The sequence below is a fragment of the Leptolyngbya sp. FACHB-1624 genome (assembly GCF_047649235.1).
In the GTDB taxonomy this organism is placed as follows: Bacteria; Cyanobacteriota; Cyanobacteriia; order Leptolyngbyales; family Leptolyngbyaceae; genus Leptolyngbya; species Leptolyngbya boryana.
This window is the reverse complement of the sequence record NZ_CP180258.1, coordinates 3,967,481-3,984,897: the sequence shown is the minus strand read 5'-3', so window position 1 is coordinate 3,984,897 and position 17,417 is coordinate 3,967,481. Positions and strand designations below refer to the sequence as shown.

The 17,417-nt window shown below is 48.9% G+C and carries 14 protein-coding genes; 4 read left to right on the top strand and 10 right to left on the bottom strand.

Going from position 1 to position 17,417, the window contains the following annotated elements; all coding sequences use genetic code 11:
• Positions 1 to 59: 59 nt before the first annotated feature.
• From ACMUEV_RS18715 to purH, 6 genes are all read right to left on the bottom strand, one after another.
• Positions 60 to 3,206, bottom strand: coding sequence for a PAS domain S-box protein (locus tag ACMUEV_RS18715; protein ID WP_190648251.1), 3,147 nt, complete (start codon positions 3,204 to 3,206; stop codon positions 60 to 62).
• A 58-nt stretch (positions 3,207 to 3,264) separates the two neighbouring features.
• Positions 3,265 to 4,488: a glycosyltransferase family 4 protein gene (locus ACMUEV_RS18710; RefSeq protein WP_190648248.1), complete on the bottom strand. Its 1,224-nt coding sequence runs from the start codon at positions 4,486 to 4,488 to the stop codon at positions 3,265 to 3,267.
• 123 nt (positions 4,489 to 4,611) lie between these two features.
• A complete protein-coding gene (locus tag ACMUEV_RS18705; protein WP_190648247.1) occupies positions 4,612 to 4,899 on the bottom strand; it encodes a DNA-binding protein in 288 nt (95 codons plus the stop codon).
• 58 nt (positions 4,900 to 4,957) lie between these two features.
• Positions 4,958 to 6,547, bottom strand: a complete 1,590-nt coding sequence (locus tag ACMUEV_RS18700; RefSeq protein WP_190648244.1) for a glycoside hydrolase family 57 protein — start codon at positions 6,545 to 6,547, stop codon at positions 4,958 to 4,960.
• 262 nt (positions 6,548 to 6,809) lie between these two features.
• On the bottom strand, positions 6,810 to 7,280 hold the full coding sequence (locus ACMUEV_RS18695; protein ID WP_190648241.1) for a DUF4079 domain-containing protein: 471 nt from the start codon (positions 7,278 to 7,280) through the stop codon (positions 6,810 to 6,812).
• A 43-nt stretch (positions 7,281 to 7,323) separates the two neighbouring features.
• A complete protein-coding gene (gene purH, locus ACMUEV_RS18690; protein ID WP_190648238.1) occupies positions 7,324 to 8,859 on the bottom strand; it encodes a bifunctional phosphoribosylaminoimidazolecarboxamide formyltransferase/IMP cyclohydrolase in 1,536 nt (511 codons plus the stop codon).
• A 65-nt stretch (positions 8,860 to 8,924) separates the two neighbouring features.
• Here purH and ACMUEV_RS18685 point away from each other — a divergent pair, with 65 nt between their 5' ends.
• Positions 8,925 to 9,548 carry an alpha/beta hydrolase gene (locus tag ACMUEV_RS18685; protein ID WP_190648235.1) on the top strand — a complete coding sequence of 208 codons (624 nt, stop codon included), beginning with the start codon at positions 8,925 to 8,927 and terminating at the stop codon, positions 9,546 to 9,548.
• A 258-nt stretch (positions 9,549 to 9,806) separates the two neighbouring features.
• Here ACMUEV_RS18685 and ACMUEV_RS18680 read toward each other — a convergent pair whose 3' ends face one another.
• From ACMUEV_RS18680 to ACMUEV_RS18665, 4 genes are all read right to left on the bottom strand, one after another.
• Positions 9,807 to 10,967: an NAD(P)/FAD-dependent oxidoreductase gene (locus ACMUEV_RS18680; protein ID WP_190648233.1), complete on the bottom strand. Its 1,161-nt coding sequence runs from the start codon at positions 10,965 to 10,967 to the stop codon at positions 9,807 to 9,809.
• 238 nt (positions 10,968 to 11,205) lie between these two features.
• Positions 11,206 to 11,772, bottom strand: coding sequence for an IS630 family transposase (locus ACMUEV_RS18675; protein ID WP_415354619.1), 567 nt, complete (start codon positions 11,770 to 11,772; stop codon positions 11,206 to 11,208).
• Positions 11,773 to 11,786: 14 nt separating this feature from the next.
• Entirely contained in the window at positions 11,787 to 12,275 is a 489-nt protein-coding gene (locus tag ACMUEV_RS18670) for a helix-turn-helix domain-containing protein (RefSeq protein ID WP_316425929.1), read from the bottom strand.
• A gap of 158 nt (positions 12,276 to 12,433) precedes the next feature.
• Positions 12,434 to 15,649 (bottom strand): TIR domain-containing protein, encoded by a 3,216-nt coding sequence (locus ACMUEV_RS18665; protein ID WP_190653638.1) that lies wholly within the window; start codon positions 15,647 to 15,649, stop codon positions 12,434 to 12,436.
• Between the two features lie 376 nt (positions 15,650 to 16,025).
• Between ACMUEV_RS18665 and ACMUEV_RS18660 the strand changes: the two genes are divergently transcribed.
• The 3 genes from ACMUEV_RS18660 to ACMUEV_RS18650 all read left to right on the top strand — a co-directional run bounded on the left by ACMUEV_RS18660 (position 16,026) and on the right by ACMUEV_RS18650 (position 17,289).
• Positions 16,026 to 16,262, top strand: a complete 237-nt coding sequence (locus ACMUEV_RS18660; RefSeq protein ID WP_190653639.1) for a hypothetical protein — start codon at positions 16,026 to 16,028, stop codon at positions 16,260 to 16,262.
• On the top strand, positions 16,262 to 16,561 hold the full coding sequence (locus ACMUEV_RS18655) for a hypothetical protein (RefSeq protein WP_190653640.1): 300 nt from the start codon (positions 16,262 to 16,264) through the stop codon (positions 16,559 to 16,561). The genes ACMUEV_RS18660 and ACMUEV_RS18655 overlap by 1 nt, the downstream gene beginning before the upstream one ends.
• A 242-nt stretch (positions 16,562 to 16,803) precedes the next feature.
• A complete protein-coding gene (locus ACMUEV_RS18650; protein ID WP_190653641.1) occupies positions 16,804 to 17,289 on the top strand; it encodes a hypothetical protein in 486 nt (161 codons plus the stop codon).
• The last annotated feature ends 128 nt before the right edge of the window (positions 17,290 to 17,417 follow it).

Genomic DNA, 17,417 nt, shown 5'->3' with positions numbered 1-17,417 from the left:
TAACCAAGTAAAAACTCCGAGTCTTAAACCGCTCGGAGTTTAAGCATATCAGCGCGAATCTATTTGAGCAGAGTGATGATCTCATGAATCACCTGACTCGGTTCAATGGGTTTAGCTAAGTGACGCTGAAATCCGGCGGCTAAGATTTGATGCTGATTAGTTTCTCCTGCATAAGCCGTTAACGCGATCGCAGGCACATCACTCTGCTGCCGAACTCGCTGGATCAACTCATACCCATCGAGATCCGGCATAGCAATATCGCTGATGACTAAATCTGGCGAGAATTCAGACAACTTTTCTAGCGCAAGTTTTGCACATTGAACCCCTTGTACAATTGCGCCTGCGGCTTCGAGCACAAAGACTAAGAAATCCAGATTATCTGGCTCGTCATCGATCGCTAAAATCTTCACCCCTAGAAGATCCTGGGATACTTCAGATCCGCGCTCAGGTTGATCAAGTTGAGTTTGAATCATGGCAATCGGCAATCTGACGGTGAAGGTTGCACCTTGATTTTCTCCTAAACTTTCCGCAGAGATCGTTCCCCCATGCAGTTCGACGAGATGACGTGCGATCGCAAGTCCCAACCCTAACCCCCCAAACTGCCGAGTTGTCGAAGAATCGGCTTGACGGAAGCGCTCGAAAATATACGGTAACACTTCAGCCCGAATGCCTTTGCCCGAATCGCGAATCTGAATCTGAGCTTCCGTCTCAGCCTGCGAGAGCGTGACTTCAACGCGTCCTGAAACCGGCGTAAATTTCACAGCATTCGATAGCAAGTTCCAAAAGACCTGCTGCAATCGGTTGGCATCCCCCCGAACTGAGCCAAGCAGTGGATCAACCGTGAGCAAAAGCTCGATCGCCTTCGATTCTGCGGCTAAGCGAACCGTTTCGACTGCGGCTGTCACCGTTTCGGCGAGATTGATCCAATCGCCGTTGAGGACAACCTTTCCTTGCAAAATCCGAGAGACATCCAGCAAATCTTCGATCAATTGAGCTTGCAACACTGCGTTGCGCTCGATCGTGTCGAGCGCTTGGGGCACTCGTTCTGGGGGACATTTCCCGCCTTTGAGCATTTTCACCCAGCCGAGGATCGGATTGAGGGGCGTTCTCAACTCGTGCGAGAGAACCGCGAGAAATTCATCTTTGATCCGATTCGCTTGTTCGGCTTGTTCGCGCAGCAGCTTTTCTCGATCGAGCAGTTCTTGTCGTTCCGCTTCACGGCGTTTGACTTCGGTGACATTGAGCAATGTGCCAACCCACCGGATCGGATTGCCGACGGAATCCGTAAAAACTTTACCGCGACAAGCAACCCACCGCTCGATCCCATCCGAGAACCCAATGACTCGGTACTCGATCACCTCATCGCCTGAGCTTTGTCGATCAAGTACGGCTTGGACAAATTGATTGACGCGATCGCGATCATCGGGATGCATTCCAGCTTGCACCGTGTCGAAGGTAATTTCGTCCTCGCCGGTTGTTGCGAACATTGCCTTACAGCCGTCATTCCAAATGATCCGTCCGGTCACGAGATTAAAATCCCAAGTACCGAGTTCTGCCGACTCGATCGCCAGTCGTAATCGCTCTTCCGTCTCTTGTAATGTCGCTTCGATTTGTTTGCGTTCGGTAATGTCAGAGAGCGCGCCTGGAAACGAAATGGGCGTTCCGTCTGCGTCATATTCGACCCGTCCTCGTGCTGTGACCCAACGCTCTGACCCATCGGCTGAGCGCACTCGATATTCTGTGAGATAGTCTTCTCGGGTCTCGATCGCAGTCTGAATCGCGGTTGCAACCGACTCGTGATCGTCTGGGTGTATGGCATTTAAGAAAATTTCGAGCGGTAATCCTCGCATTGCAGTTTCAGGGTTAACCCCCAATAACTGCGCCAATGCAGCGTCCACTGAGATGACATTTTCCTGCATTCGCCAGCGCCAGGTATAAATCGATCCGGCAGCGAGCGCTGAAGACAGAAGCGAGTCTGCTTCTCTTAATTCGGCTTCGGTTTGCTTGAGTTGAGACAGATCGATCGCAAAGAAAAACCCACTTTGAGACGCTTGATCAAATTTGCCGCCCCCTAGCAAAATTGGAACCCGATGCCCATTTTTGTGAATGTATTCTTTCTCAAATGCTGTGCAATAACCTCGCGTCATAATTTCTTCAACGGCTTCGGCATCTCGCTTTTCCCATTCAGGTGGGGTCAGCGATTTCCAAGTCAGGAGTCCGGCTTCAAGTTCGGCGCGGGTATAGCCAATGAGATCCAGCAGTGCATCATTCCCATCGGTTAAGCCCCCGTCTTTTGTCCAGATGCCGATCGGAATGATATTGCACTCAAACAAGCTGCGAAATCGGACTTCGCTTTCAAGTAGGGCTTGCTGCGTTTGTTTGCGCTCGGTAATATCCGACACAAACACAGATATGCCCGTGGCTGAAGGGGAAACCCGATTCAGAAACCAACGATTCCAGGTGGAGTAGAAGCATTCAAACTCGATCGTTTTTTGCTCAGCCAGACTCCGACAATATTCGGTATAAATCGGGGTGTGAATCGCTTCGGGAAAGACCTCCCAAATGCAATGACCCACTAATTCCGCTTCAGACTTGAGAAACAATCGAGTTGCCGCAGCATTGACATAAACATAGTTCCATTCTCGATCGAGCACAATAAACGCATCGGTGATGCTTTGCAAAACTGTTTCAGCTCGTGTTTTTTCGGCTTCTGCTGCTTCGCGCAGGAGGCGTTCTCGCTCAGCGACTTCCTGCTGCATTTTTGCATTAATTTTCTCTTGGGTAATGTCTCGAACTTCGATCACGGTTCCGATCGTTTGACCGGCTTCTCGAATGGGACTGGCTGTATAAGCAACCGGATAAAAATGTCCATCCCGATGAACAAAGACTTCTTCGCCTTGCTCTTGGTTGTTTTGCGGAAAGACTTGATCGATCGGGCATTCACATAATGGGTAAGGGCTACCATCCGGGCGAGTATGGTGAATCGCATCATGTAAAGCCCGCCCCTGAAGCTCATGCAGCGCATATCCAGTGAGCTTTTCAGCCGCAGGATTCATATAAACGCACTGCTGATGTTCATCCATCACAAACAGCGCTAGGGTTGCATTGTTGCAGACCGTTTCTAGATACTGCTTGTAGTACCGAGAATCTGCTGATGAGTTTGGAAATTGCTGAAATTCACTCAAAGACTGGCGAGGCTGGGTCATGAATCGCGGAGACGAGAATCGCAAATCTATCATAAGATAGAGCACTGTGGCTTAGAGTCTACCGATCGATAGAATTGACTAGGGTTTGATATAGCTCAATATAGCGCTGTGCTTGAAGTTCTAGCCGATATTCTGACACTGCGATCGTTCGGCAATTCTCGCGCATCTGTTGACGCAATCGGTCGTTTTCGAGCAGGACTAAAATTCCAGTTTTGAGATCCTGAACGTCTTCTGAGTTTGCCAAGTAGCCTGTGACGTTGGGGCGAACTAAATCAGGCACCCCTCCGACACGGCAAGAAATCATCGGCGTACCACAGGCAAGACTTTCTTGGAGAACGAGCGGTAAGTTATCGGCGCGGGTCGGAAATACGAGCAGATCTGCGGCGGAATATACGATCGCTTTTTCTGCGTCATCTTGGATATAGCCAAGTGAGACAGTTTGAATTCCAGTCTGCTCGGTGTCGCCACTGCCGAATGTGACAAGTACGAGTTGAGATTTAATCGCGTCTGGTAACTGTTGCAATGCGGCTAAAACTAAATCACCTCCTTTGCGGCGTTCCTGAAGGTGAGTCGCGACAAAGAGTAAAACTCTTTTGCCGTTTGGCAGGTTTAATCGCGATCGACAGTACTCTGGATCAAGCGGTTTATAGACATCCACATCTATTCCGTAAGGAATATGATGCACGGCAAATCGTCTAAATAGTGGGCTTTCTCTGGCAACGGTTGCCAGCCAAAGACTCGGAGCAACGATCGTTAATCGAGCTTTGTGATACGCCCATTTTTTCAGCTTCCATTCCCAATGGCTACTATCGCGCCGCATCGGTGGAAAAATGGTGAGATCGGGACAGTTGCCACAGCCGATTTTCCAGCGATCACAGTCATAGCTAAATGAACAATGCCCGGTCATCGACCACATATCATGCAGAGTGAGAACCGCAGGCTTGGGTTGGGTAAGATGTGCGATCGCTAAATAGTTAAAGTAGCCATCATGTAAGTTATGAAAATTGAGCAAATCAGCACTTTGATAGCTCGGATGTTTTTTAAGATTGAACGTCGAAAGTAAATGAATCTGAGCAAATCCCAATGGATCAGTCATGCTTTGAATTCGTCTCTCTGTCCGAGTAGGAGCAGGAAGTTGAGTAACGCGATCGCTTTGAGTGACCTTACGAGCAACGAGGAATCGAGAATCAATCTTTTGATCTAATAGTCCTTGATGCAGTCGATAGCCTGCCAGTGCTGCACCTCCTGCTACATCCGTTTGGTTGAAATGGAGAACTTGCATGGATCGGAATACTATCTCTAAGGTGAAGTCGATCGCACATCAAAATAGCTCGGGTTCTTGAGACGGAAGCAATTTAGCTTAGAGAATTTTGAGTGTATGGACAATCAGTTTTTGAGCGATCGTTCAAGTTTTTTGAGCGATCGACAAACGCAGATTCAACTCATTCAAAAGATCAACAAGCAGTAGGAGATTCGGCATCTCTCCTTGTTCTAATAATTCATAGCATTCTCGCCATTTGACAGCATTTGATAGCTCAGTCAAACTCGCACGTGCCTCAGCAACGTTCTTCAGGGCTAGGCGAATATGCTGCGGATCGCCATCTTCTAGAACAGAATCCAGATATGCTGCGGCGGCTTCTGGATCTTGCAGCGAACTAACTAAGAACGCATGATAACTTTTAGTCGTTGGCATTGGCTTGAATTTACTTATGGAGAAGCGCAGCCTAGAGCCTAAGCTGCGCTTCCACAGGTTAGAGCGGGCGATAAACGCGATAGTTAATATCGGGGAAGATATTGTCGATCGCTTCTACTTTCTCAACCCAACCTGAATCAACCTTGCCATGGTTGATATCTTCATAGAGCTTGTTGAAGCGCATTAAATGCGATCGTGTTCTTCTGACAGCATAAGGAACCATTGTGCCCGTTCGCATAATAAACGCCCAGTCCGAAGACTGTGCAAGCAACAATTCGCGGGCAGCTTGATTCAGCGCTTTCCACTCTAGTTCATCCGCAGGCTCACGTTTTGCAAGTTCGATCATGCGTTCTGCGGCTTTGTGCAAATGCGGATAGATCCAAGCATTCGTCTCATTTAACCAGTATTCGTGGAAGCCCTTGTATCCCCAACTCGATTGAGACGGGCGACACACTTGCTGAGTCGGATGCGTTCTCAAATAGTCAGCGAGGTGAGTCATCTCAAAGGTACTTTGATCGAACCACGATTTGCGGAAGAGGTAATCGATGAACATCGGACCTTCATACCACCAGTGCCCGAAAAGCTCTGCATCATAGGGCGAGACAATGATCGGCGGACGGTGCATGATGCCAAATAAATGCTCGACTTGGCGTTCGCGGTTGTAGACAAAATTCGCGGCATGTTCTGTGGTTTTCTCACGTGCCCAGTAAGGATCGTAAAGCTGCTTATCGCCCAGACCTAAGCCTTTTCCGGTAATTTTGTGGTACTTGATGCCGACATTTTTACGCTGACCGTTGGGCATAACGTACGGTTTGATGTATTCATAGTCCGCATCCCAACCTAAATCGCGATAGAACTCTCGATATTCAACCGCGCCCGGATAGCCGACTTCTGAAGACCAAACTTGCTGCGAGGATTCGTGATCACGTCCAAATGCTGCGACTCCTGGCTCTGTGAAAATCGGTGCGTAGCTGCCATAACGCGGACGAGGACGGGCATAGAGAATTCCATGTCCATCCGTGAGGAAATAGCGCAGACCTGCATCGGCGAGCATCCGCTCGACCCCTTCGTAATAGGCACATTCAGGGAGCCAAATGCCTTTCGCAGGACGACCAAAGGTTTTTTCGTAATGTTCACAAGCGACCTGGATCTGTGCCCAGACGGCTTGCGGATACATTTTCATCAGCGGCAGATATCCGTGGGTTGCGCCGCAGGTGATGATTTCAAGGTTGTTGGAGTCGAGAAACTGTTTGAAGGCGTTGATTAAATTACGATCGTACTTCTCCCAAGTATTGCGAACCCCGTTGAATTCTTTGGCGTTGTATTCCGCCAGATATTTCATGTGCCCAGAATGAGCGTGACGCTCGACTTCCAGTTCTGCTAATTCTTCGAGCTTGGACAAGTGCTCGTCATAGCGTTCTTGGAGCAGTGGATCTGCCAACATCGAGCAGAGCGGCGGGGTCATGCTCATGGTGATTTTGAAGTCTACGCCGTCGCGTTTTAAGCCTTCAAAAACTTGAATTAAGGGAATATAGGTTTCAGTAATTGCTTCATACAGCCATTCCTCTTCTAATACAAAGTCACTCTCCGGATGACGGACGAAGGGCAAGTGAGCGTGCAGAACGAGGGCAACATATCCAATACTCATAAAGACGCTGGGGTAAGTGGGCGGGATCGTTGCCAAAATTGTACGGCAAAATTGAGACTAAGTTTTGTTAAATGGGGAGCAGATTTTTAGATCGGGGATCAAGTTGCAAAATTGGGGATCAAAATGATTTGAGGCGCCAGAGCCGCAGGTGGACTGCCAAAAACTAGAGGCAGCGATTTTCTCACTGCCTCTAAAAGCGGTATGAATTTGGATGTAGGCGAGTTTAGGCTGCTCAATCTCCCATTCTGGGAAACACAAAGAACTACATCCGGTTAATAATGTTCTGCACGATTCCCACGCCTGTGACAGCCTGCCAGCCAAACAGTCCAGTAATCACTACGTTGATAACGATGTGGCTGAGTCGCGCCCATTCTTGTCCTTTCTGCATGAATGGTGTAAGCGAAGCTGACATTGCAATCAGACAGGTCATTCCTAATCCTGTTATCAAGTGCGGATTGACAAAAAGTTTACCGCTATTGATATAAGTCGCACCCATTGCCCCGACTGAACCAACCACCATCAACGTGAGTACGATCGCACCGATTTGGTGATGCTTGATGTTGAATCTTTGCTTGACGAGCTCTTTCTTCAAATCACCTTGAGCCGATCGAGTGCGTCGCCATTGCAGCCCGGTATACATTGCGTAACTGGTCAGCGCTAGCAAAACCCACATCAAAACAGGATGGACAAACTGACTGTAAACCTTAAGGGTTTGAAAGATATCGGCAGGCATAGGAACGTGTTCTTGTGAGGAATGTAATAGAACTTAACACAATCTAATGTAAGAAGTGCCGAATTCCTGTAAGAACCATAACAATTCCGAGTTCGTTGGCAGCTTTGATCGAGTCTGCATCGCGCATACTTCCACCAGGTTGAACGATCGCTTTAATTCCCGCTGCTGCTGCCGTTTTCACGGAGTCATCAAATGGAAAAAATCCGTCCGATGCGAGAATTGCGCCTTGGGCTTTCTCGCCTGCTTGTTCGAGGGCGATTTTGGCAGAGCCGACTCGATTCATTTGTCCAGCCCCGACTCCTAAAGTTGTGCGATCGTTGCTCACAACAATTGCATTCGATTTCACATGCTTACAGATCTTCCAGGCAAATAAGAGTTCTGCAAGTTCTTCAGGGGTGGGCTGTTTCTCAGTGACAAATTGCCAAGCATTCGGATCAGCCACAATGTCATCCGCGGCTTGAACTAAGAATCCGCCTGCAATCTGTTTGACATTGTTCTTAGCGCCATCAGTCAAATCTGGAAGGATCAGAACTCGAAGATTTTGCTTTGCTTGCAGAATGGTTTGAGCTTCGGAATCAATTCCAGGTGCAACTACGCATTCTAAAAAGGTCTTGGTGAGAGCAGTTGCGGTTGCAGCGTCGATCGCTCGATTCAGGGCAACAATTCCACCGAATGCAGAAGTCGAATCTGCATTAAATGCTTTTTCGTAGGCTTCAGCGATCGATGATCCCATCGCTGATCCACAAGGGTTGTTATGTTTAATGATCGTTGCTGCTGGATCATCATTGGCAAATTCTGCAATGATCGATCGGGCTGCTTCTAAATCAACCAAGTTGTTGTAGCTGAGTTCTTTACCCTGCAATTTTGTTGCGGCTGCCCAACCTGTCGGGGTTGCTCCAGTTTGATACCAGGAAGCGGGTTGATGCGGATTTTCCCCATAACGTAGTTCTTGGATTTGGGTTCCGGTGAGGGTAAAGGCTTCCGATTTCTGTTCGAGTTGCTGTTCGAGATAGGCTGAGATCGCTGCGTCATAGCTGGCTGTGTGTTTGAAAGCTTGAAGTGAGCAGGCTTGCCGGAATGCGATCGAGGCTTCTCCGTTTTTGCGGAGTTCTTCTAAGTAAGTATCGTACTGGTTGGGATTGCAGAGGATAGTCAGGTTGGCGAAGTTTTTTGCAGAAGCTCGAACCATTGCAGGCCCGCCGATGTCAATTTGTTCGATCGCGTCTTCTAATGTGACATCGGGTTTTGCGATCGTTTGTTCAAATGGGTAGAGATTGACGACGACTAAATCGATCGGGCGAATGTTCTGAGCTTCCAAATCTGCCACATGCTCTGGCAAATCGCGTCTTGCTAAAATTCCGCCGTGAATTCGAGGATGTAGGGTTTTGACGCGTCCGCCTAAAATTTCGGGCGATCCGGTGTAGTCGGAGACTTTCGTCACGGGTAAGCCTGCTGCTTTCAAGGCTTGAGCCGTTCCACCGCTGCTGATAATATCGAAGCCAAATTCTTCGACTAATTGTTTTGCAAATTCGACTAATCCTGTTTTGTTGGAGACGCTTAATAGTGCCAAACGTGCCATCGATTTAGTTCCCAAGTAAAAAGAGATCTCTAAGCATACAATCGACTGGATGAGATAGGAATTTTATGCTGAATACGATGACAATTCCCGCCAAGTCTGGCACTGCAACTGCTGCGATCGTCATATTGCATGGCTGGGGTGCAAATGCTCAGGATGTGGCGTTTCTCTGTTCTTTGCTGAAATTGGATCAGGTGCAGTTTATTCTGCCTGATGCGCCGTTTCCGTTTCCTTATAGTCCTGAAGGTCGGATGTGGTACGACTTGAGCGAGTCAAATTTTTCGAGTGATTTTGGTCAGCGATCAGATTTAATCAGCAGTCGCCAGCAGTTAAGGGATTGGCTCAATTCTTTAGAGGCAACAACCGGAATTCCTTTATCGCGCACGATTTTAGGGGGCTTTTCTCAAGGTGGGGCGATGACGTTGGATGTGGGATTGTCTTTGCCGTTAGCGGGGTTGATGATTTTGAGTGGGTATCAACATTCCACGCTGCATCCTGGGGCGACGGTTCCGCCGATTTTGATGGTGCATGGTCGGCAAGATATGGTGGTTCCTCTGGCGGCGGCGCAGCTTGCGAAGAAGAATTTAGAGGGATTGGGGATTGCGATCGAGTATCGGGAATTTGATATCGGGCATGAGATTTCGCCGTTAGTTTTGAATGAAGTTTATGAGTTTGTGCGGAAGATTTTGTAGGGAGTGGGGGGAAATTAGTTAGCAATTGCATGAATTTTGTGGGTTGGGAGTGGGGCGATTGTTTCGCTGCGTTGCGATTCCGCCCGTGATTGAAAATCCGGGCTAACAGAGAAAAGTCCACTGAAGGGACTGAAAGGCTCTCATACTGGCTGTTTTAGTCCCTTTAGTGGACTTCATTTTATTAGCCCGGATTTTCAATCACGGGCGAGGCAGAATCGGAGCTTAGGGACTTTATTAAACTGTAAGGCTTCTATCTCCCTATCCGTTTTTGGTGAATCGTTCTAGCGAGACTTGTTGCAACAATGCGTCTGGGGTTCCTTTTGACTGAATAGCAAATCTTCGGGCTAAAGGAGGAACGATCGCTAAAGGGTTGCCAAATCCTGAGAAGACGTGCAAGGTTTCATGTCCTGGGATTTTGCCGACTAGGGGTAAGCGATCGCCGCTGAATGCGACGAGGCAATGTTGCCAGGTTCCGGCTAGTTCGCTGACTTTGGGTAAGACGCGGCTAATTTTTTTTCGGAGATCGGCTTCACTTTGGCGAGCATTGATCGCGGCATTAGGATCAGTTAAAGTTCGGCTGACTTGTCCAATTAAAATGCGACTATCTCGGAACTGAACGGCTCCAGCATCGAGAATGGCAGGGGTTGGTTCGTGTCCGGGTTGATCCCAGATTGCATCATCACGGCTGGCATTTGCTTCTAGGGTGAATCGCTCGGCTTCTGCTGGCATGACCAACGTACTAAGCTGCACGGAACTAGAAGGGATTTCGATAATTTCGGCGTGGGTGAAGTACTGAGCGATCGAGATGCCTGAGTTTTTCAAGAATTGGCGCGTTAAGCCTCCCATGCAGAGGACGATATTGGCTGCAAAAAATTCGCCTTCGGTGGTGAGAACGCTGGTTTTGAGGAGTTGGGTGACGGTTGCGATCGTATAGGTTCCGGTCGATCGCTGCATGGCTTGAATGTATGCCTGTGCTGTTTTTTCAGCATTGATGTGTCCGTGTTTGACGGTTAAGGCTCCAGCGATGCCGTTTGGGTCGAGTAAGGGTTCTAGCTCACAGGCGGATTCGATCGTGAGAAATTGCGGAGGTGTTGCAAAGTTGGCATAGGCGGCAGTCAGGGTTTCGGGGTTGGATTCGGGGGCGATCGTTAACAGCAGATCGATCTCGCGAAATTCGGTGTCGGCATCGAGTTCGGCAGAGAGATTTTGATGAATGGCTTTTGCTTCGGTGCAGAGTTGACGAGTGAGGTCGGTTGTGCCTGACCAGTAAGCGATGCCGCCATAGCTAAAGCGGGTTGCAGAGGGGGGATTGCGATCGACATCGAGTAAAAGGACGGAGTAGCCTTGTTGGGTGAGTTCGTAGCTGAGGGATGCGCCTGTGATGCCTGCGCCGATGACGATCCAATCGTAGGTTTGCATAGGTGAGGTGAGAGTGTGTTGATGTAGATGGGGCTGGAGGACGATCGCGGCTTATGAATCTCGGCAGTGATCACGGATGAGTCTATCGGGCTTTTTCATCCTATTGGGTGATTAGGGTTTTAGTTGAGAGATCCATTCTGCTATAGAGCTTTCTCTTTTGCTCGCATCTCTGGATCAAACTTTAAGCTTTCATAGATAGCTTGAGCTTAGCGATATTTGGCGGCGTAATACCAAATCTCTAAATTCCGGCTACAGATAGTGCCTCTAGAATGGATGCTCGCCCTGTGATTGATGCGATCGTCTCCGGAGACAATGCCTGAATTTTCTGAGTCATCCACTGTCGCAACTCCTCTAAAGTCTTGGGCAGATGCCAGCGAAACCGCCGCTTGAGATATTGCCAAACCTGCTCAATCGGGTTTAACTCAGGACAATGCGGCGGTTGAAACAGCAACACAATGTTGTCAGGCACTTGCAGGCGTTTGGCTTTATGAAACGCGCCATTATCGAGTTGCACAATCAGCCAGTCTTCTGGGAATTGTGCAGCGACCAAGTTAAGAAAGATTTGGAAGCAATCAGTATTGAGATGGGAGAACTCATAGAAAAAGGAGGCTCCGGTTTGCGGTTCGACGATGCCATAGAGATAGGTTGCCTTGAACTGCCATTGCACCTTGCCGATTGGTTTGACTCCTTTGGCAGTGATCTTTCGCCCACTCACCGTTTTGAGTCCAAAGCGCGTTTCATCTTGGCAGAAGAAGCGCACTCGGCGTTTGATACCGAGGACATTGAGGCTGAACCACACCAACATTGCCAAGTTTGCGCCTAAGTTTTTTTATATGCCTCTAGCTGCTCTTTGGATTGCTTGATGCTCTGGGGGCGAGGAACTTTAGGCAATCCTCCTAGTCGTTGATAGACCAGTTTATGCACGGTCTTGTAGGGAACACTCAGACCCAGCGTGGTCTCTAGCCAGTCGCAGATGGCTTGATAGCTCTCAAATCCCTCTGGCTCTTGTAACCGCTTGAAGAGCGCTTGTTCTGCCCATTGCGGTAGGTTGCGCGGTCGCCCGGTTTGCTTTCTGCTCATCAACAGCGCCGCAATGCCGCCACTCCGATAGTGCTGCAACCAGCCTTGAACCGTCACACGATTGCGCCCAATCAATTCAGCCGCTGCTTGTACGGTCTTCGCTTGCTTCGTTTGCAACAGATACAGCACCTGGAGCCGTTCTTTACCTGTCGCCGTGGTTTGTGCCCTGAGTAGTTGTTTCAGTTCTTCAGCGCTTTCTTGAATCTCTAGCTTGTAAACGCCTGCCATCGTCGCTGACGGAATGCTACATCTGAGTTATATCATCTGTAGTCATATTTTGGAGATTTGGTATAAGAGCCTATTTTCCGAGATACTCGACAGGTAGACAGCAGACTCGCTACTTTCAGTCCAACAAAGGCGGGGCTATAGTAAGTAATCAACTTTTCCTATTCTCCTGGACAAACCTTCCGTACATCTTCGCGCTGCCTAAAGTTCTTTAACTGCTCACAGCCTCTCTGGAGGAGATCGTCGAGTCCGTGATCTATATCCCACACCACCTGTTTGCCGTCGCTCATCTGGGTCAGCAGTTGTTTGCCATCCTGGGTAAATCCAAGCGGTTTGTCTGAAACTGTAGCTCCCAGATACTCCGCCAGCAAATTGCCTTTCAAATCATAGAGACGCGACATATTTTCGTCGGGGAAGGTGGTGAGGAGCGATCTCTGATCCACACTGAATCGGGGATTGCGTCCTGGAACTTCGAGCAGTTGTTTGCCCGTCAGGTCGTACAGCCGACTTGTCTGGTCATTGCCAATCACCATCTGCTGACCATCTGCATTGAACTGCGCAGAACTTCCCTGGAATTGGGCAATCTGTTTGCCCATCGAGTCATATAGCCAAACCATTTGATTCTCTCCAGATAAGACGAACCGACCGTCGTGGCTGAAATGGAGAATACTACCCTGGAATTGGGCGAGTTGCTTACCTGAGGCATCCTGCATGATCGTCGTTGTATGTGTCAGTTCATCTGATCCCACCCTACCCACTGTGAATTGATTATCCTTGAGTGCAGATGGTAACTCCTGTGGCTCGGCTCGCGGAGCGAGCGGGGTCAGCAATGGCTTGCTTGTTAAAGTAAACAGCCGACTTCGATTTTTCACTCCAGTTAGCACTTTCTTGCCATCCGTACTGAGCCGGAGCGACCCGCCCTGGAATTGGGCCAAGAGCTTACCCGTCAAGTCATAGAGCCAACTGATACTACTAGTCTCAACAACGATATGGTTACCATCAGGACTGAATTGGGTGTTGCCGCTCTTCAATTGAGCGATTGGTTGCCCCTTCAAGTCATACAACGTTGGGAGATCTCCCTCGGCAAGAATTATCTGGCTATTGGCGCTGAAGCGGGGGAATTTACCCTGGAATTGGGCGAGTTGTTGACCTGTTAAGTCGTACAGTCGGATCGGTTGGTTGTACTCTGTTGTGACAACATGTTTACCATCAGGACTGAATTGGGGATCGCCGCCCTGGAGAAAGGTGAGTTGCTGATTTGTCAAGTCATAAAGCTGGCTCTGACTACCAGTCCCAGCAACAAGGTGCTGACCATTCGGACTGAAATTGGGTTGGAGCATATACAGGGATTCAAATCCTTTGAGTTGAAGCGGGGGAGTCCCTGTCAACTTGTACAGCCATATACTAGGGGCATCAGTCCCAATCGTTGCCACATAGTTGCTATCAGGACTGATGCTGGGATCGGTTCCCTGGAATTGTTCGAGTTGTTTCCCGCTCAGGTCATACCGTCGCACCAGGTTGTTATCAACCGTCAGAATTTGCTGATGATCGCGGCTGAAGCGCACATCTTTTCCCCGAAATTGGGCAAGGAAGTTTCCCCTGTGGTCATACAATCTTGTTGTATTGTCGGTGGTGGTGAGGATGAATTTGCCATCGGGACTGAAGCTGGGTTCCCTGCCCTGAAGTTCTGCCTGGAGATGTCCGGCGATGTCAAACAGCCGGCTCGTGGGACTCAACGGTGACCCATCGAGGAGTTGTTTACTATCGCCACTGAAGATGGGGGGCATCGCACGGTCTGATAGTTCGGGGATGGGAATAAAACTGCCTTGGTATTGTCCGAGTTGCTTCCCCGTTAAGTCATACAGCCGAACCGTCATGCCATCTACCGTAGCGATATGCTGACCATCGGGACTAAACTGTGCAGCGTCTCCCTGGAATTCTGCCTGTTGCATTACGGAATTGACTGCTATTCGTAATACTAGCAAGGGGCTAACGGCAGGGTAGTTATTGATGCTCTTGGGCGGATTCCCATGTTTCAGCAGGGCTTGGGTATTTCGTCCTAGCCTCATTGCGGCGATCAGGGTTTCGACATTGCGATATTGCTCAAATGGCAGTCGCAGCATGACAACGCCTTTGCGCTCTAGTTCGGTGCCTGCGATCGCAATTTGCTGCGCGTTGTGTGCCTCAGCTTGCGCGACCTTTGCCTGCTCCGCCTGTTGCCGTGCTTGTTCTGCCTGTTGCTGGGCCTGCTGACTCTTGGCTTCGGCTTGTTGTTTTGCGGCTTCCGCTTGGACTTTTTCCTGGTTGACTTGGTTTAGGCTTACCTGAGCTGCTGCTGCCTGCTGCTGGGCGCTGGCAAATCGTTGTTGCGCGGCTTGAGCTTGTTGGGCGGCTTGTTCCGCTTGCGATCTCGCTTCCTTCTCCTTCTGTTGTGCCTGCTGATATTGTTTCTGTGCCAATTGTGCTTTTTGTTGTGCTTCCTTTTCCTTCTTTTGTGTTTGATTCAATCGAGCCGTTAGTTGATCACTCTGGATCTGCAAACTATCCTTCTGCTCTTTGGCTTTCTGAACTTCCGTTTCGGCAGTCTTGCGAGCGCTCTCTGCACGGAACGAACTAGGAACTGCGATCGCGCTCACTGCTACCGCCGCCCCAATTCCCAACACACTGATCAAATTCCGCCGATTCGCCTTCCGTGTCACAACGGCGAGATCACTTTCTGCCTTCGCCAACTGCTCTTTTGCTTGTTGTTCCGCTCGTACCAAAATCTGCCGCGCTTCTTCGTTCGCATCCTCCGTCGATCGACTTGCCCGAATATAGTTCTGCTGTAACTCAGTCGGCTTCGGCTCTTTCGTTTCCCCCTGACTCAGCCATGCCTCCGCCGATCGCAAATCATCGCCCTTCAGCCCAAAACTCTCATTCCGCTTTTGTTCTTGCCACTCGATCGCTTTTTCCAAAATCCGAGTGTGTGCTCTGACATACTCCAAATCGGTATCGATCGCCTTCAACAAAACCCGCATTCCTGACTCAAACTCATCTGTTTCGCGAAAAAACAGCCAATTATGCATCGAGAGGTTGGGATGTACCTTTGCCATCTCAAAATCATCTCGGCGCACGATTGGAACCAGTCGCTTATTATGCTGAACGGCGTGCTCAATTTCGTCTCGACAAACCTTCGACTCGATCGAATCGCGGCTGATCACAAACACAAATGTATTTGCACTTTCGATGCCACGCTGAATTTCATGCCACCATTCTGCACTGAGGGGAATATCTTCCCAATCGACCCACGCATCCCGATTCTGCGCTTCGAGTGCCTGATGTAACTGTTCTACAAATGACTTATCCTTCCGGGAGTAGGAGATGAAAACGTCACGCATTTTGCCCCTGATAATTTCTGATTTCTCAGCTTTTTAGACTATAAAGCCTTCGTATTTAATTAATGAATTGGGTGCTAAGTGTTTTGACGGGCGAAACACAACTGAACTCTGCCGATCGTATTGAGTTAGATCGAGATCCCGTCAAATCATGATCGATTGCTCAGAATCTAATCGATCATGCAGAGTGCACAATCTTACTAAGCAAGTAAGTAGGGAGGTGAAATTCATTGAGAGATCATCGCTCTTGTTTGCGTCCCGCCCCGGAATGGAATTCCAGGGCTAACGCTGCGAACTGGGTTGAAACCCACTGAAGAAGGCGTTTTCTATGAATCTTGTGCTACGATGCAGCTTCCCATTTCATTGACCTTGATCGACCGTGTTAACTGACCAACACATTGCTGAGGCAATAAGCCGCGCCTATATCCGTGCAATTGCTGGACGTGCTGGACTTAACTTAGCAATTCGGGAATATGACTATGGGGTAGATGGGAGTTTTGATGAAGTTGTTGTACGTCAAAATCGACGGGTAAGAGTTCGCATTCCGCGATCGCAGCGGCTGACTCCAGAATCTTTGCTAACCTTAATGGAGAACGTCAAAACAGGAGAATGGTGATGACCCCTGAAGTTCTGTCCAATGACCCTCACATCCAAGAGCTTCACGTAGCTGAAGTAGCGGAGTATCTCCAGCAACATCATTGGACTGCAATCAGTCATCCCAATCCCCGATTGCTTGTCTTTGAAAAGGGAGTTGACGACCAAGGTAAGCCCATTCAGATTGTGCTACCGAGCAAGGATGAGTATGAAGACAGACCCTATTTATTAGCAAAAGCGGTGAACCTTCTCTCTGTTTTGGAATCCGTAACTTTCCAAGAGATTGTGAACGAAATTAGCGCAAGTGTGCGTGCTAGCTGAATTTGAGCAGCATAGTGGTTCCTTCGCATTCGGCTCTTTCGTTTCCCCCTGACTTAGCCTTAATACGCCTTCTAAGTAACAGCCCAATAAAACAATTCAGAACGCGATCGCATAGAGCAAAACAACTAAATTTTCTCTCGCGGTCGGCTACTCCCCACTTGCCTTAGACATTTCTACTCAGCCTCCTCAAAAGCGACAAACAGTGGAGTGCAGAAAACATTAAATTTCTTGAGGAGTAACTCATGGCAAGACAAAAACGAGGCTCACAAATTCTCGTCCAAGCCGAACAGCGCGCCGCAGGCTTAACCACCATCGATCCCAACCTAACCCTCAGCGACGAATTAACCCTCTCCAACTATTCAAAGCTGATCCAAAAACTGCGGACTCAAATCGACACCTACAACGCCACCCTTTCCACTCTCGACGAACTCACCCGCGACATCAAAGCCACCGAAACCCTCTTACGCGATCGTTCCGAACGAATGCTCGCAGGAGTCGCTGCCAAATACGGTAAAAATAGCAACGAATACGGCAAAGCAGGCGGCACACTCAAAAGCGAACGCCGCCGCTCAACCAAAAAGAAAACGCCTATCCTTGCCTCAGTCGAAGAATCCCCCGTCAAAGAGAGCGACTCTCTGCAAATGCTAATCTCTGCCCTCAAAACCGAAGAAGCACCCACTTCAACCAACGGCAACGGTTACAAACCTACCCTATCCGAGCTTCAATAGTCCAACCCATCAAACCCAAGAAAAAGCACTGCGAGAGTTTGATCTCAGCAGTGCTTTTTCTTATAAACCCAATTGATAAACCACATCCAAGATCAAATCAGCTTGAAAAGTATCGTTTATCGTATTCA

What these genes read in the sequence shown, in the direction of transcription:
- purH (WP_190648238.1), bottom strand. Translation starts at nt 8,859, where the DNA reads ATGGCACGTTTGGCACTATTAAGCGTCTCCAACAAAACAGGATTAGTC.
- ACMUEV_RS18715 (WP_190648251.1), bottom strand. Translation starts at nt 3,206, where the DNA reads ATGACCCAGCCTCGCCAGTCTTTGAGTGAATTTCAGCAATTTCCAAAC.
- ACMUEV_RS18670 (WP_316425929.1), bottom strand. Translation starts at nt 12,275, where the DNA reads ATGGCAGGCGTTTACAAGCTAGAGATTCAAGAAAGCGCTGAAGAACTG.
- ACMUEV_RS18680 (WP_190648233.1), bottom strand. Translation starts at nt 10,967, where the DNA reads ATGCAAACCTACGATTGGATCGTCATCGGCGCAGGCATCACAGGCGCA.
- ACMUEV_RS18655 (WP_190653640.1), top strand. Translation starts at nt 16,262, where the DNA reads ATGACCCCTGAAGTTCTGTCCAATGACCCTCACATCCAAGAGCTTCAC.
- ACMUEV_RS18675 (WP_415354619.1), bottom strand. Translation starts at nt 11,772, where the DNA reads ATGTTGGTGTGGTTCAGCCTCAATGTCCTCGGTATCAAACGCCGAGTG.
- ACMUEV_RS18710 (WP_190648248.1), bottom strand. Translation starts at nt 4,488, where the DNA reads ATGCAAGTTCTCCATTTCAACCAAACGGATGTAGCAGGAGGTGCAGCA.
- ACMUEV_RS18705 (WP_190648247.1), bottom strand. Translation starts at nt 4,899, where the DNA reads ATGCCAACGACTAAAAGTTATCATGCGTTCTTAGTTAGTTCGCTGCAA.
- ACMUEV_RS18695 (WP_190648241.1), bottom strand. Translation starts at nt 7,280, where the DNA reads ATGCCTGCCGATATCTTTCAAACCCTTAAGGTTTACAGTCAGTTTGTC.
- ACMUEV_RS18650 (WP_190653641.1), top strand. Translation starts at nt 16,804, where the DNA reads ATGGCAAGACAAAAACGAGGCTCACAAATTCTCGTCCAAGCCGAACAG.
- ACMUEV_RS18685 (WP_190648235.1), top strand. Translation starts at nt 8,925, where the DNA reads ATGCTGAATACGATGACAATTCCCGCCAAGTCTGGCACTGCAACTGCT.
- ACMUEV_RS18700 (WP_190648244.1), bottom strand. Translation starts at nt 6,547, where the DNA reads ATGAGTATTGGATATGTTGCCCTCGTTCTGCACGCTCACTTGCCCTTC.
- ACMUEV_RS18665 (WP_190653638.1), bottom strand. Translation starts at nt 15,649, where the DNA reads ATGCGTGACGTTTTCATCTCCTACTCCCGGAAGGATAAGTCATTTGTA.